Genomic DNA, 13589 nt, shown 5'->3' on the forward strand with positions numbered 1-13589 from the left:
TGCGGCCAACCGGGTCAGAAGTCGGCGAACAGGTAGGGCAGCTCACGGGGGAAGAGCCGGCGCAGCTCGACGGCGGCGTCCATCGGCACCTCGCCCAGCCCGCGTACGGCCACCTCGGCCGGATCGAGCACCCCGTACGCCAGGGCGGACAGCCCGGCGGCGGTCAGCCGGGCGACCGGCACGCTGCCCTCGGCGGCGGTCTCCGCCGGCAGCACCGCCAGCTTGCCGGTGGCGCCGTCGAGCAGGTGCCGGCCGGCGAGCCAGCGGTCACCGACCAGCTCGACGAGCGCCCGGCCGACGCCGACCGGCTGGTCGGCGAGCGCGTCCAGGCTGAGCAGGCGGGCCATCGGCGCGGTCGGGTCGGGTCGCGACACCCGCGCCTCGACGTGCACGTCGAGGTCGGTGAGCCACAGCTCGGGCAGTTCGTCGGGCGGCAGCTGGACACTGATCCGGGCCACCTGGTCGACGTGCCGGGCGAAGAACTGGAGCAGCGACGCCCGGGCGTACGGGTCGTCGAAGAGCAGGTCGTCGGCGATCAGCGTGCCGGCGTGGTCGTCGATCCGGTAGGTGACCGCGCCGACCGTCTCGCCGTCGCGCACCACGCTGGCCAGCCAGCGGTCGTCCCGGTCGCGCAGCCCGACCGCGCGGAAGTCGGGGAAGACCGCGAACCCGTGCCGCTCCCGCAGGCACCGGTCGGTGTAGGCGCGCCACCGCGGGTAGCCCGCGCCGATCCGCTCCCAGACCAGCTCGTCGGGCAGCTCGGCCCGCAGCAGCGGCGCCAGGTCCGCCGGCGGGAACACCGCGGTACGCCGCCGGGGCAGCCCGACGTAGCCGAAGCGCTCGTAGAACGAGGCGCGGAACGGGTGCAGCGCGGTGAGCTGGTGCCCCTCGTCCCGCATCCCGTCGAGGAGCTGGTGCATCAGCGTCCGGACGTGCCCGCGCCGGCGGGCCAGCGGGTGGGTGGCCACGCCGGCGACACCGGCCATCGGCAGCACCGCGCCGCGCAGGTTCTGCCGCATCGGGATCGCCGAGACCGCCGCCGTGGTGACGTCGTCCTCCTCCACCACGAGCGTGGTGTTCCCCGCGTTGTAGGGCAGGTAGGCGCGGAACTCGTCGGTCCGGCCCGCCGCCATGGGGGACGCCTCGAAGGCGTACGCCTGGAGCGGGAAGCTGGTGGTCAGTCGTTCCTCGGCGGCCAACCGGCGGATGCGCATCCGCTCATCCCAACCCGGGGCGGCGGGCGCCGCAACCCGAATCGGCGCGGATCAGGCCTCGGTGACGTCGGAGATGACCACGGTGACGTTGTCCGGCGCGCCGGCCTGGTGGGCCAGCTTCACCAACTGCTCGCCGCACTGCTGCCGGTCACCGTAGGTGGCGAGCGCCGCGGCGATGGCGGCGTCCTCCACGTAGTCGGAGAGGCCGTCGCTGCACAGCAGCAGCCGGTCGCCGGCGAACACGGTGAGCGCCCCGACCGCCGGTGGCGCGTCCGAGCCCTGCACGGCCCGGGTGACCAGCGAGCGCTGCGGGTGGTGCCGGGCCTGGTCGCGGGAGAGCGCGCCCTGGTCGACCAGCGCCTGCACGAACGTGTCGTCGCGGGTGAGCTGGGTCAGCTCGTGGTCGCGCAGCAGATAGCACCGGGAGTCGCCGACCTGGGCGAGGACCAGCGTGTCCCCGGCGAGCAGGGCGGCGGTCAGCGTCGTGCCCATGCCGTCGCGGGCCGGGTCGACCGTGATGGCGGCGCGGATGCGCTGGTTGGCGGTGCTGACCACGGCGCGCAGCGCGTCGGCTGCCTCGTCGGCGCCGGTGGGCGGGGTCAGCTCGTCCAGGATGCGGATGACGATCTCGCTGGCCACCTCGCCGGCGGGCAGACCGCCCATGCCGTCGGCCACCGCCACCAGGCGGTCACCGGCGAGGGCGGAGTCCTCGTTGTTGGTCCGGACGAGGCCGACGTCGTTGAGGATGGCCGAGCGGAGGATGAGCGTCATGAGACAAGCTTGCCAAGAACACCGGCCCCGCGTCTGCACGCGTTGGCTGGTCGGCTGAAAGAAATGTCATCCGTTTGCATCCTGGGTATGCGTCAACTGTCCGGTGTGGACGGACGCGGATAGCGGAGCAGGAGGCTCGCCCGGACCTCGTCGTCGCCCACCGCCGCGTAGCTGTGCGGCACGTCGGAGGTCCAGCGCAGGTATTCGCCCGGGCCGGCGGTGGACGGGGCGTCCACCGGCCCGGCGCGGAGCACGCCGGAGAAGACCGTCACGTGTTCGGTGACCCCGGCCTGGTGCGCGGGGGAGAGCTGGGCCGGCCCCGGGCTGACCCGCATCCGGTACAGCTCGTAGGTGGCGTCGCGGTCATGGAAGACCTCCAGCAGCGTGGCGCCGACCGCGGCCCCGCGTACGGTCGGCGTCCGCTCGGGCGCGGACAGCACGGCGGTCAGCGGCACGCCGAGCTGCGCGGTGATCGCGTACAGGGTCTCCAGGGTGGGGTTGCGGACGCCGTTCTCCAGGCCGGAGAGCGTGGCCTTGCCGACGCCGGCCAGCCGGGCCAGCTCGGACAGGGAGATCCCGCGTTCCATCCGGAGGGCGCGGATGCGCCGGCCGACGTCCATCGGGTTATCGTGCTACATCGCGTCGTTCCGTAAACGGAACACCCGGAGGGGGATGCATGGCCGGTCGACTCCAACCCGTCCTGGCCGGCGTGGTGACCGCCCTGGTCGGCTTCGCCAGCTCGTTCACCGTCGTCCTGGCCGGGCTGCGCGCGGTCGGCGCCGACCCGCGCCAGGCCGCCTCCGGCCTGCTCGCGCTCTGCGTGGCCAGCGGCTGCTGCGCGGTGTGGCTCGGCCTGCGCCACCGGCTGCCGCTCGCCATCGCCTGGTCCACGCCGGGCGCGGCGCTGCTGGTGGCCACCGGGCCGGTCCCCGGCGGCTGGCCCGCCGCGGTCGGCGCCTTCCTCCTGGCCGGCCTGCTGATCGTCGCGGCCGGGCTGATCCCCGCGCTCGGCCGCGCGGTCGCCGCCATCCCCGGGCCCATCGCCTCCGCCATGCTCGCCGGGGTGCTGCTGCCGCTCTGCACCGCGCCGGTACGCGCGCTGGTGGAGGTGCCCCGCCTGGCCGGGCCGGTGGTGCTCGTCTGGCTGCTGCTGCACCGGTTCGCCCGCCGCTGGGCGGTCCCCGGCGCGCTCGCCGTGGCCGTGGTGGCGATCGCGCTGACCACCTCCGGGCCGGCCCGGCTGGACGCGGCCCCGGTCGTCGCGCTGACCGCGCCGGCCTGGACGCTGCCCGCGGTCGTCGGCCTCGCGCTCCCGCTGTTCCTGGTCACCATGGCCGCGCAGAACGTACCCGGCGTCGCCGTGCTCGCCGGCTACGGCTACCGGGCCCCGCTGGGCTCCGCGCTGCGGGTGACCGGGTTCGCCACCGCCCTCGGCGCACCCGCCGGCGGCCACGCGGTGAACCTGGCCGCGATCACCGCCGCGCTCGCCGCCGGCCCGGACGCCCACCCCGACCCGGACCGGCGTTGGATCGCCTCGGTCACCGCCGGGATCGGCCTGGCGCTGCTCGGCCTGGGCGCGGGCGTGGCGACCGCGCTGGTGCTGCTCTCCCCGCCGGTGCTGGTCGAGGCCGTCGCCGGGCTCGCGCTGCTCGGCGCGCTCGCCGGAGCCGTTACGGCGGCGGTCGCCCAGCCGGACGCGCGGGAGGCGGCAGTGGTGACGTTCGTGGTCACCGCCTCCGGGGTGAGCCTGCTCGGGGTCGGTGGGGCGTTCTGGGGCCTGGTCGCCGGCTGCTTGATGCTGCTGCTCTTCCGCCGCCGGGCCGACCGGGCGCGACCTGGCGAGACACCGGCTGACGGGGTCGACCGCGAGGCCGTCCCCGTCCGCTCCGCCTGACGTGCGGCCGTCACTCCTCGGCGGGTAGCTCCGCGGCCGGGACGGTGAGGCGTACCGCGCCGTCGCTGACCCCGGCGATCCGGTCGGCCAGCACGTAGACCGCGCCGGTCGGGGTCAGCTCGGTGGAGACCTTGAGGTAGCCCTCGCGCAGCAGCCGGGCGGCCAGGTCGGCCGGCACCTCCGGCTCGTCGACGGCGGCCGACTCGATCAGCTCGTCGAGGCTGCCGCCCGGGTCGACCGGGGTGGGCGCCTGCACGGTCACCGCCGCCGGGTCACCGCGTTGGACGAGATCCACGGCGCCCACCTCGACGCCGGTGGAGTCGACCACCCGCATGCCGGTGGTGACCCGGGAGACGGTGTCCTGCTGCTGGCTCATGCAGGAGCGGTTCCCGGGGCGCGCGGGCGCTAAACGGATCGTGGGCGCCGGCCGCCGTCCCGTGGGGCGGTCGGGGCTGATGGAAGAGGGTCGGGTGAAGCGATATACCTGAGAGTCATAATTATGACTCTCAGGTATATCGCCCTCGGGTGACCGTTCCTCTGGCGTGGTCACGCACGGTCACCGGCAGCGGCTGATGCTCGTTTCCGGCACGTCTCGCCGTGGGCTCGGCCGAGGCCGGACCTAGGTGGACGGGGCCCAGCCGCCCGGCGGGCGGGGGGACAGCTCGCGCCAGGTGTCCGGCCCCTCCAGGAGCGCCCGGACCGTCTCCTCGGCCTCCTCCACGCTGGCGTGCTCGTAGAACCGGGAGACCCCCTCGGCGCCGCCGGCGCGCTGCTCCACGTGCCAGCGGTCGCCGTCCACCCGGAGGAAGACGTCCCGCCGGGCCAGCCGTCCCCACTTCCCGTTCCACCAGTGCCTGCGCTGCTCCATGTCGGGACTCTATCGAACATGTGTTCGATACGCGTCGGCCCCCGCGGGATTCCCACGGGGGCCGATCGGCTATGGCGTCACCGCGGGGTCGGCGGCTCCTGCCGGCGGCCGAGCACGTCGTCCAGCGCGCCGCGCTGCGCGGGCGTGCCGTGGCTGCCGGCGAGCAGCGCGTCCCGGATCTCGGTCAGCAGCTTCACCTCTTCGCTGGGCGCGGAGGGCGGGGGCTCCTCGCCGCGCTTGCGCCGCTCGGCGAGCCGGTTCATCGGGTAGACGACCAGGAAGTAGAGCGCCGCCGCGGTGAGCGCGAACGTGATCGCCGCGTTGACGAACGCCACCCAGTCGAACGGGATGCCCCGGAACTTGGGCGTCGAGCCGCTGAGGCCGTCCTTGCTGCCGGTGATCAGTGCGATGAACACCCGTACCAGTGGTTCCAGGAACGACTTGGTGAGCTGGGTGACCACCCCGGTGAACGCGGCGCCGATGACGACGCCGACCGCCAGGTCGACGACGTTGCCACGCATGATGAAGTCTTTGAAGCCCTTGAGCATCAGCTCTCCCGTGCTGTCCGAATCTGCGTCCGGGACAACCTATGCCCGGGAGGGTCCTTCGAGAAAAGCACCGGCCTCGATCGCCGCCCGCTGCGGATCGCCGGCCCGGATCGCCTCGATCAGTCGACCGTGGTCGACGTATCGCTCGGGGGTCAGCGTGCCGCCCATGGCCTGGGCGACGGTGCTGCGCAGCGCGGCGCCGACCGAGGCGTAGAGCTCGGCGAGCATGGCGTTGTGCGCGGCGGCCACCACCACGGTGTGCAGCGCGGCGTCGGCCTCGACGAACTCGTCCACCCGGCCGGAGCGCCACGCGGTCTCCCGGGCGGCGAGCGCGCCGTCGAGCGCCGCCAGGTCGGCCGGGGTACGCCGCAGCGCGGCGAGCCGGGCGGCCTCCACCTCGAACGCGCGCCGGACCTCGATCACCTCGGCCATCCGGTCGTCGGTGAGCCGGCGGGCCACCACCGGGGCCAGCTCGTCGGTCGACACCACGTAGGTGCCGGAGCCCTGCCGGCACTCCAGCACCCCGGCGTGCACCAGCGCGCGGACCGCCTCGCGGACCGTGTTGCGCCCGACGCCGAGCGCGGCGACCAGTTGCGGCTCGGTGGGGATGCGGCCACCCACCGGCCACTCGCCGCCCAGGATCCGCTCCCGGAGCTGCTCGATGGTCTGCCGGACCCGGTGACCGCGCGGTGGCACGGCGACGGAATCCACGGCGGGTGTCACCGGTTACACCTCCTGCCGAAATTCATCCCATGATTGTAGGTTCGAGGTCATGACCCCGCCACCCGTGCCCACCGCGACCGCGCCCACCACCGACGTCACGCCCGGTCCGGCGCCGGCCGCAGCCCCGGCTCCCGGCGTCGGTCCGGCGCGCGGTGGGCTGCTCGTGCTGGCCGGGATGCTGCTCGTCGCACTGAACCTGCGGGCCGCGGTGACCAGCCTGGGCGCGCTGCTCGACGAGATCCGCGTCGGGCTCGGCCTCTCCGGCGCCATGGCCGGCGTGGTCACCACCCTGCCCACCGTCGCGTTCGCCGGGCTGGGCGCGCTCACCCCGTGGCTGGTCCGCCGCTGGGCGGCGCCCCGGGTGCTCGTCCTGGCCATGGTCGCGCTCACCGTCGGGCAGGTGCTGCGGGCGGTCACCGGGTCGGCGGCGGTCTTCGTGCTCACCAGCGCGCTCGCGCTGGCCGGCATCGCGGTGGCGAACATCCTGCTGCCGATGCTGGTCAAGCAGCACTTCCCGCACCGCACCGGACTGGTCACCGGGGCGTACACGATGGCCCTGACCGTCGGCACGACGGTGGCCGCCGCGTCCGCCGTGCCGGTGGCCCACGCCTTCGGCTCCTGGCGGGCCGGGCTGGGCGTCTGGGCCGGGCTGGCCGCGCTGGCCGTGATCCCGTGGGTGCCGCTGGCGCTGCGGGCCCGCGCGGCGCGACGGGCCGCGCCCCCGGCGGCGGCGGTCGCCACCCCGACCCGGGTACGGCCCGGACGGACCCGGCTCGGCTGGGCCATGGCGGTCTACTTCGGGGCGCAGTCGCTCAGCGGGTACGCGATCATGGGCTGGCTGGCCCAGTTGTTCCGGGACGCCGGCTACCGGCCGGAGGCCGCCGGGCTGCTGCTCGCCGGCGTGACCGCGCTGGGTGTGCCGGTGGCGCTGATGATGCCCGCGCTGGCCGGCCGGTTGGCCACGCTGCGACCGCTGGTGCTGTCGCTGACGGTGTTCTCCACCGCCGCGTACCTCGGGTTGGCGCTCGCGCCGCGCGGCCTGGCGCCGCTGTGGGTGCTGCTGCTCGCGCTCGGTCAGGGCGCGTTCCCGCTGATCCTGACCACGATCGGGCTGCGCGCCCGGACCGCCGAGGGCACCGTCGCGCTGTCCGCCTTCGCGCAGAGCACCGGATACGTGATCGCCGCGCTCGGCCCGCTGCTGGTCGGCATCCTCTACGAGGCGACCGGCGGCTGGACCGCCCCGATCGGCTTCCTGCTGGTGGCGCTGGCCGTGCAGACGACCGCGGGCATGGTGATCGCCCGTCCCCGCTACATCGAGGACGAGCGCTGAAAGATTTCAGTCAGGAGGAGGCCGGGGTGGGGTCGCCGGCGACGGCCTGCTCCACCGTCGGATAGGTGTGCAGCACCTCGACCAGGCCGCTGACCTCGAGGATGCGCAGCACGCCGCGCTGCGGGGCGGCCAGCCGGACCACGCCGCCGGCCTCGTCGCAGCTGTTCTTGGCGCGGACGAACACCGACAGCCCGGTGGAGTCGCAGAACGACACCTCGGCCAGGTCGAACACGAGCCGGCTGCGCCCCTTGTCCAGCAGATCCGTGATCTGGTCCTGGAGCTGCGGTGCCGTGGCCATGTCCAGCTCGCCCGCGACCGACACGACGACCACGTCGCCGCGCTGTTCCGTGTGCACCGTCAGGGACATTCGTCGACCTCCTGTGTTCGGAGGAACGGTATCCCACGACGGGCGTCTCGCGCAGAACGGGAGCCGGCACAGGTGCCGTCGATCATCTCTTTGCTCCGCGACAACTAGTGCGGTGACCCCCGGTGATAGAGTCCGCCCGTCCAGATCAGGGAGGTCACCATGGCGTTGAGCGCCGAACAGGGTGGTCGGCTCGCCCACCTGCTGAACCAGCACGCCGACCGGCTGGCCGAGCGCTGGACGGAGATCGTCGCCAGCTCGCTGCGCGGCCGGCTGAGCCGGGCCGAGCTCAACCGCCAGGTGCAGGAACTCCACCGCGCGCTGGTCGACGCCGGCCAGCACGGCGTGACCGACCTCGCCGGCGAGCACGGCGGCGAGCTGCGGGCGGTGCTCTCCGAGCTGTCCACCAACCGGGCCCGGCAGGGGTTCAGCGCCACCGAGACCGCGATCAGCGTGTTCGCGCTCAAGGACGTCCTGCTGGAGCTGATGGAGCAGGGGCGGGACGACAACACCCTGCGCGACTTCGTCGCCTTCTCCGCGCTGATCGACCAGATGGGGCTGTTCACCTTCGAGACGTTCGTCCGCGCCCGCGAGAGCCTCATCGCCGACCAGGCGGAGCAGTTGCTGGAGCTCTCCACGCCGGTGGTCAAGCTCTGGGAGGGCGTGGTCGCCGTCCCGCTGGTCGGCACGCTCGACTCGGCCCGCGCCCAGGTGGTGATGGAGCGACTGCTGCAGACGCTCGTCGACACCGGCTCGCCGTACGCGATCATCGACATCACCGGCGTCCCGGCGGTGGACACCCAGGTCGCGCAGCACATCCTCAAGACCGTGGTGGCCGCCCGGCTGATGGGCGCCGACTGCATCATCTCCGGCATCCGGCCGCAGATCGCCCAGACGATCGTCGCCCTCGGCATCGAGTTCGGTGACATCGCCACCAAGGCGAGCCTGGCCGACGCGCTGCGACACGTGCTGCGCCTGACCGGGGTCGAGACCGCCTCCCGCCGCGCGCGCCGGGAGGCGTGATGGAGCGGGTGCCGATCCTCAAGATCGGCGACATCCTGCTGGTCTCGATCCAGGTCGACATGTCCGACCAGACGGCGGTCCAGCTCCAGGAGGACCTGGCCGAGCGGATCGTCGCCACCGGCTGCCACGGCGTGATCATCGACATCACGGCGCTGGACATCGTCGACTCGTTCGTCGGCCGGATGCTCTCCACCATCGCGTCCATCTCCAAGGTGCTGGACGCCGAGACGGTGGTCGTCGGCATGCGTCCCGCCGTCGCCATCACCCTGGTCGAGCTGGGCCTGTCGCTCAACGGCATCCGTACCGCGCTCAACGTCGAGCGGGGCATGGAGCTGATCGCGGCCAGCCGCGCCGACGACTGGGACGAGGCGCCCGGCGACGAGGACGCCGAGACGACGGCGACGCCATGACCACGGGCGTCGACCTGGGGGTGCCGGCGACGCAGGCGATCCGTAGCGACGAGGACGTGGTACGGGTACGGCAGTTGGTGCGTACCACCGCCGTCGCGGTCCGGCTCTCCCTGGTCGACCAGACCAAGCTGGTCACCGCCGCCAGCGAACTGGCCCGCAACACGCTGATCTACGGCGGCGGGGGCAGCGCCGAGGTGAGCACCGTCTCCGACGGCCGCCGGCGCGGGGTGCGCATCGTCTTCGCCGACCAGGGTCCGGGCATCCCGGACCTCGACCTGGCGCTCACCGACGGCTACACCACCGGCGGTGGGCTGGGCCTCGGCCTCAGCGGCGCCCGCCGGCTCGTCGACGACTTCGACATCCGGACCGCCGTCGGCGAGGGCACGACGATCACCGTCACCAAGTGGTCGCGATGACCGCCGACGTGGTCCCCGACCACGGCGTCTGGTTCCGGGTCGACAACGGCGCGACCGCCGGTGGCGTACGCCGGGCGGCCGAGCGCCTCGGTCGGCAGCTCGAACTGAGTGCGGACCGGGTCGCGGACCTGGCCATCGTCACCGCCGAGATCACCAGCAACCTGGTCAAGCACGCCCGCGAGGGCACATTGCTGCTGCGTCCGGCGCGCCGCACCGGGCGGGCCGGGGTGGAACTGGTGGCCATCGACGCCGGCCCCGGCATGGCCGACCTCACGCTCTCCTCGACCGACGGGCACTCCACGGTCGGCACGCTCGGCATCGGCCTCGGCGCGATCGTCCGGCAGGCGAGCCGGTTCGACGGCTACTCGCTCAGCGGCCGGGGCACCGTCCTGACCGTTCAGGTGTGGGACGGGCCGCCGCCGGAGCCGGACTGGGCCGGCGGGCTGGCCCGGCCGATCACCGGCGAGCAGGACAGCGGCGACGGGTACGCGGTGCGTGAGGTCGACGGACGCCGGCAGGTGCTGGTCTGCGACGGCCTGGGACACGGGCCGCTGGCCGCCGCCGCCACCGGCGCCGCGGTCGCCGCGTTCCGCTCGGCGCCGGCCGGGCCGCCGGACGTCGTCGTGCGGCACCTGCACGCGAGCATCTCGCACACCCGGGGCGCGGCGCTCGCGGTGGCCGAACCGGACCCGGCGGCCGGGCTGCTGCGCTACGCCGGCCTGGGCAACATCGCCGCCATGATCGTCGCGTCGGGCGAGCGGCGGCGGGGCCTGGTCTCGCTGCCGGGCATCGCCGGCCACCAGCGTCCGGCGGTACGCGGGTACGAGTACCCGTTCGCGTCCGGGTCGACCCTGGTCATGCACAGTGACGGCGTGGTGGACCGCTGGGACCTGGACGACTACCCCGGGTTGGCCGGGCGGGCGCCGCTGCTGGTCGCCGCCACCCTGCTCCGCGACGCCGGGGTCCGCCGTGACGACGCGTGCGTCCTGGTCGCCCGGGGCACGGCATGAGCGAACGCACCGAGCGCAGCGAGGGCCGTGAGCGCATGCCCGGTCGGCACGGCATGAGCGAACGCACCGAGCGCAGCGAGGGCCGTGAGCGCATGCCCGGCCAGCACGGCATGAGCGAACCGCTTCTGTACCTGGCGCTCCGGGTCGAGCAGGACATCTTCCTGATCCGGCAGCGCGGCCGGGAGGTCGCCGCGGCCGTCGGCCTGGAGCACCAGGACCAGGTACGCCTCGCCACCGCGCTCAGCGAGGTGGCCCGGGAGCTGCTGCGCGGGGTCGACGGCGCGGACGTCACGTTCGCGGTCGACCGGGACGTCGCCACCGGCCGACGGGTGCTCCGGGTGGACCTGACCCCGGTGCGCCCGCTCCCGGACGGCCGGTACGAGCCGCAGTCCGGCGCGGTGGCGCGTCTGGTGGACACGTTGCAGGTGGTGGCCGTCGAGAGCGATACCGTCGTGAGGATGTCCAGACGAGTACCGGACCACGCCGAGGAGCTGACGCCGGACCGCGTCGCCCAGCTCCGCGCCGAGCTGGCCGAGCGCGCTCCGGGCTCCGCGTTGGACGAGTTGGCCACGCAGAACGCCCAGCTCATCGCCGCGCTGGACGAGGTGCGCAGCCAGCGGGACGAGCTGGCGGTGCTCAACTCCGAACTCCAGGAGACCAACCGGGGCGTGATGGCGCTCTACAACCAGCTCACCGAGGAGCTGGAGGAGACCAACCGCGGCGTGGTGGCGCTCTACGCCGAACTGGACGAGAAGTCCGCCCAGTTGCGGGCCGCCAGCGAGTCGAAGAGCCGGTTCCTGGCCAACGTCAGCCACGAGCTGCGCGCCCCGGTCACCGCGATCATCGGCCTGGGACGGCTGCTGGCCGACTCCGCCTCCGACCCGCTCACCGGTGAACAGGCCCGCCAGGTGGGCCTCATCCGATCCTCCGCGGGCGACCTGCTGGCCCTGGTGAACGAGCTGCTCGACCTGGCCAAGGCCGAGTCGGGTCGGATCGAGCCGGACTGGTCCGAGGTCGACCTGCGCGCGGTGTTCGGGCAGTTGCGCGGCACGTTGCGAGCGTTGGCCACCCGGCCCGAGGTGGAGCTGGTGGTGGAGGAGCCGCCGACGCCGGCGACGGTCCGCTCGGACGAGGTGCTCCTCGCCCAGGTGCTGCGCAACCTGCTGCACAACGGCCTGAAGTTCACCGAGCGCGGCGAGGTGCGACTGCGCGCCGAGCGCCGCGACGGCACGTGGTCGCTGTCGGTCACCGACACCGGCGTGGGTATCCCGGCGGAGCTGCACGAACGGATCTTCGAGGAGTTCTACCAGGTCCCGGGCACCACCCGGGTCGGCGGCACCGGCCTCGGCCTGCCGTACGCCCGGCGGCTGGTCGCCCTGCTCGGCGGGACTCTGGAGCTGACCAGCGAACCGGGCCGGGGCAGCACGTTCACCGTCGTCCTGCCCGTGGGCGGAGCGTGACGGTGGACGGCGGGCCGGCGACGGTGCTGGTGGTCGACGACAGCGGCCCCAAGCGGTATCTGCTGGTGAACTGGCTGAACCGGGCCGGCTTCGTCACCGTCGAGGCCGAGAACGGCACGTCGGCGCTGGACCTGGTGGCCCGGAAGTCGGTCGACCTGGTGGTGCTCGACGTCCGGCTGCCGGACATGAGCGGTTTCGAGGTGTGCGAGCGGATCAAGGAGGCGCACCCCTCCACCCCGGTCATCCACGTCTCGGCGCACGCGGTGGACGTGGTCGACCGGGCGCAGGGGCTGACCCGGGGCGCGGACGCCTACCTGGCCGAGCCGATCGAGCCGGAGGAACTGATCGCCACCGCGCACGCGGTGCTGCGCTACTACCAGGCCCGGCGGCGGGCCGAGCAGCTCGCCGAGCGGCTCGCCGCGCTGGCCGACGCCACCGTGGAGATGCACGCCGCGCCGAACTTCGTCCGGCTGCTGGAGGCAGCCGCCAGTGGCGCTGCCCGGATCTTCCGGGCGCCGGCGGCGGTGGTCGCCGAGACGTTCGACGGGGACTGCCTGGCGGGCGTCGCCGCCGACCCGCACACGCCGGCCCGGATCGTGCCGTGGGTGGTGGACGACACCGGCGTGCCGATCGGCACCCGCGTGCGGGTCGACGAGCCGGGCGCCTGGGCGCTCGCCGACTGGCCGGACGGCGACACGGTGACCGTGGCCGCGTCCCGGCTGCGCGATGACCGGGCCCCGCTCTACGTGGTCGTGCCGACCGCCACCCAGACCGTCCGTACGCCGGTGCTGGTGCAGCTCGCCCAGGCGGTCGCCTCGGCGGTGGAGGCGCAGCGCTCGTTCGACGAGGAGCACCGGATCGCGGTGACGCTCCAGCGCAGCCTTCTGCCCCGGCGGCTGCCCGAGGTCGCCGGGCTGGACCTGGCCGTCCGCTACGAGCCGGCGAGCGCGCAGACCGAGGTGGGCGGCGACTTCTACGAGCTGGTGATGCTCGACGGGCACCTGCTGGTGGCGATCGGGGACGTGGCCGGTCACTCGCTACACGCGGCCACCGTGATGGCCGAGCTGCGGCACGCGGTGCGCGCGTACGCGGTGGAGGGGCACCAGCCCGGCGTGATCCTCGACCGGGTCAACGAGCTGATGCGGACGCTGCTGCCGAACGAGCTGGCGACCATCTGCGTGCTGCTGCTCCACCCCGGCACCGGGCTGATCCGGATGGCCAGCGCCGGCCACCTGCCGCCGCTGCTGAGCCGGGACGGGCGGGTGGAGTTCGTGTCGCAGTCCGCGCCGCTGCTCGGCGTCCGCGCGCCCCGCCCGCCCGACCTGGAGTTCGTGCTGCCCCCCGGGGCCACGCTGGTGCTCTACACGGACGGGCTGATCGAGCGGCGGGACGCGACCATCGACGACGGCATGGCGGCGCTCGGTGTGGTGGCCACCCGGGTCGACGACAACCTCGACGACTTCTGCCAGCGGCTGCTGGTCGAGCTGGCGCCGCCGGAGATCCACGACGACGTCGCGGTCGTCGCGGTCCGCCGCCGCTGAGGCGGTCGTCCGCCGGG

The 13589-nt window shown here is 74.0% G+C and carries 16 protein-coding genes; 8 read left to right on the plus strand and 8 right to left on the minus strand.

Going from position 1 to position 13589, the window contains the following annotated elements:
- Positions 1-14 precede the first annotated feature (14 nt).
- The 3 genes from O7600_RS20230 to O7600_RS20240 form a co-directional block, all read right to left on the minus strand.
- Positions 15-1214, minus strand: coding sequence for a GNAT family N-acetyltransferase (locus tag O7600_RS20230; protein WP_281589604.1), 1200 nt, complete (start codon positions 1212-1214; stop codon positions 15-17).
- A 51-nt stretch (positions 1215-1265) separates the two neighbouring features.
- On the minus strand, positions 1266-1985 hold the full coding sequence (locus tag O7600_RS20235) for a protein phosphatase 2C domain-containing protein (RefSeq protein ID WP_099162983.1): 720 nt from the start codon (positions 1983-1985) through the stop codon (positions 1266-1268).
- 92 nt (positions 1986-2077) lie between these two features.
- On the minus strand, positions 2078-2605 hold the full coding sequence (locus O7600_RS20240; RefSeq protein WP_281589607.1) for an XRE family transcriptional regulator: 528 nt from the start codon (positions 2603-2605) through the stop codon (positions 2078-2080).
- Positions 2606-2661: 56 nt separating this feature from the next.
- Between O7600_RS20240 and O7600_RS20245 the strand changes: the two genes are divergently transcribed.
- Positions 2662-3879 carry a benzoate/H(+) symporter BenE family transporter gene (locus tag O7600_RS20245; RefSeq protein WP_281589609.1) on the plus strand — a complete coding sequence of 406 codons (1218 nt, stop codon included), beginning with the start codon at positions 2662-2664 and terminating at the stop codon, positions 3877-3879.
- A gap of 10 nt (positions 3880-3889) precedes the next feature.
- Here the strand turns inward: O7600_RS20245 and O7600_RS20250 are convergent, their stop codons facing one another.
- From O7600_RS20250 to O7600_RS20265, 4 genes are all read right to left on the minus strand, one after another.
- Entirely contained in the window at positions 3890-4255 is a 366-nt protein-coding gene (locus O7600_RS20250; protein WP_174530829.1) for a hypothetical protein, read from the minus strand.
- A gap of 243 nt (positions 4256-4498) precedes the next feature.
- Complete coding sequence (locus tag O7600_RS20255) at positions 4499-4747, minus strand: hypothetical protein (protein ID WP_174530828.1); 249 nt, start codon at positions 4745-4747, stop codon at positions 4499-4501.
- 77 nt (positions 4748-4824) lie between these two features.
- Positions 4825-5295, minus strand: coding sequence for a large conductance mechanosensitive channel protein MscL (gene mscL, locus O7600_RS20260; RefSeq protein WP_281589613.1), 471 nt, complete (start codon positions 5293-5295; stop codon positions 4825-4827).
- Positions 5296-5334: 39 nt separating this feature from the next.
- Positions 5335-6018, minus strand: coding sequence for an FCD domain-containing protein (locus O7600_RS20265; protein WP_281589615.1), 684 nt, complete (start codon positions 6016-6018; stop codon positions 5335-5337).
- Between the two features lie 49 nt (positions 6019-6067).
- On the opposite strand from O7600_RS20265, the gene O7600_RS20270 reads away from it, so the two are divergent.
- On the plus strand, positions 6068-7348 hold the full coding sequence (locus tag O7600_RS20270) for an MFS transporter (RefSeq protein WP_281589617.1): 1281 nt from the start codon (positions 6068-6070) through the stop codon (positions 7346-7348).
- A gap of 10 nt (positions 7349-7358) precedes the next feature.
- Here the strand turns inward: O7600_RS20270 and O7600_RS20275 are convergent, their stop codons facing one another.
- Positions 7359-7715, minus strand: coding sequence for an STAS domain-containing protein (locus O7600_RS20275; protein WP_088642031.1), 357 nt, complete (start codon positions 7713-7715; stop codon positions 7359-7361).
- Positions 7716-7874: 159 nt separating this feature from the next.
- Here O7600_RS20275 and O7600_RS20280 point away from each other — a divergent pair, with 159 nt between their 5' ends.
- The 6 genes from O7600_RS20280 (at position 7875) to O7600_RS20305 (ending at position 13572) form a co-directional block, all read left to right on the plus strand.
- Entirely contained in the window at positions 7875-8735 is an 861-nt protein-coding gene (locus O7600_RS20280; protein WP_281589621.1) for an STAS domain-containing protein, read from the plus strand.
- Positions 8735-9145: an STAS domain-containing protein gene (locus O7600_RS20285; protein ID WP_091565353.1), complete on the plus strand. Its 411-nt coding sequence runs from the start codon at positions 8735-8737 to the stop codon at positions 9143-9145. Before O7600_RS20280 ends, O7600_RS20285 begins: the two co-directional genes overlap by 1 nt.
- Positions 9142-9561: an ATP-binding protein gene (locus O7600_RS20290; RefSeq protein ID WP_098744079.1), complete on the plus strand. Its 420-nt coding sequence runs from the start codon at positions 9142-9144 to the stop codon at positions 9559-9561. Before O7600_RS20285 ends, O7600_RS20290 begins: the two co-directional genes overlap by 4 nt.
- Positions 9558-10571 carry a SpoIIE family protein phosphatase gene (locus O7600_RS20295; protein ID WP_281594213.1) on the plus strand — a complete coding sequence of 338 codons (1014 nt, stop codon included), beginning with the start codon at positions 9558-9560 and terminating at the stop codon, positions 10569-10571. Before O7600_RS20290 ends, O7600_RS20295 begins: the two co-directional genes overlap by 4 nt.
- 110 nt (positions 10572-10681) lie before the next feature.
- Complete coding sequence (locus O7600_RS20300) at positions 10682-12031, plus strand: sensor histidine kinase (protein ID WP_281594214.1); 1350 nt, start codon at positions 10682-10684, stop codon at positions 12029-12031.
- A 2-nt stretch (positions 12032-12033) separates the two neighbouring features.
- Positions 12034-13572 carry a SpoIIE family protein phosphatase gene (locus O7600_RS20305; RefSeq protein ID WP_281594215.1) on the plus strand — a complete coding sequence of 513 codons (1539 nt, stop codon included), beginning with the start codon at positions 12034-12036 and terminating at the stop codon, positions 13570-13572.
- Positions 13573-13589 lie beyond the last annotated feature (17 nt).

The sequence above is a fragment of the Micromonospora sp. WMMA1998 genome, from assembly GCF_027497375.1.
Lineage (GTDB): Bacteria > Actinomycetota > Actinomycetes > Mycobacteriales > Micromonosporaceae > Micromonospora > Micromonospora sediminicola.

Coding starts and splice junctions, on each gene's coding strand:
- O7600_RS20255 (WP_174530828.1), bottom strand. CDS start 4,747: ATGGAGCAGCGCAGGCACTGGTGGAACGGGAAGTGGGGACGGCTGGCC.
- O7600_RS20245 (WP_281589609.1), top strand. CDS start 2,662: ATGGCCGGTCGACTCCAACCCGTCCTGGCCGGCGTGGTGACCGCCCTG.
- O7600_RS20235 (WP_099162983.1), bottom strand. CDS start 1,985: ATGACGCTCATCCTCCGCTCGGCCATCCTCAACGACGTCGGCCTCGTC.
- O7600_RS20250 (WP_174530829.1), bottom strand. CDS start 4,255: ATGAGCCAGCAGCAGGACACCGTCTCCCGGGTCACCACCGGCATGCGG.
- O7600_RS20290 (WP_098744079.1), top strand. CDS start 9,142: ATGACCACGGGCGTCGACCTGGGGGTGCCGGCGACGCAGGCGATCCGT.
- O7600_RS20285 (WP_091565353.1), top strand. CDS start 8,735: ATGGAGCGGGTGCCGATCCTCAAGATCGGCGACATCCTGCTGGTCTCG.
- O7600_RS20300 (WP_281594214.1), top strand. CDS start 10,682: ATGAGCGAACCGCTTCTGTACCTGGCGCTCCGGGTCGAGCAGGACATC.
- O7600_RS20295 (WP_281594213.1), top strand. CDS start 9,558: ATGACCGCCGACGTGGTCCCCGACCACGGCGTCTGGTTCCGGGTCGAC.
- O7600_RS20240 (WP_281589607.1), bottom strand. CDS start 2,605: ATGGACGTCGGCCGGCGCATCCGCGCCCTCCGGATGGAACGCGGGATC.
- O7600_RS20275 (WP_088642031.1), bottom strand. CDS start 7,715: ATGTCCCTGACGGTGCACACGGAACAGCGCGGCGACGTGGTCGTCGTG.
- mscL (WP_281589613.1), bottom strand. CDS start 5,295: ATGCTCAAGGGCTTCAAAGACTTCATCATGCGTGGCAACGTCGTCGAC.
- O7600_RS20280 (WP_281589621.1), top strand. CDS start 7,875: ATGGCGTTGAGCGCCGAACAGGGTGGTCGGCTCGCCCACCTGCTGAAC.
- O7600_RS20270 (WP_281589617.1), top strand. CDS start 6,068: ATGACCCCGCCACCCGTGCCCACCGCGACCGCGCCCACCACCGACGTC.
- O7600_RS20230 (WP_281589604.1), bottom strand. CDS start 1,214: ATGCGCATCCGCCGGTTGGCCGCCGAGGAACGACTGACCACCAGCTTC.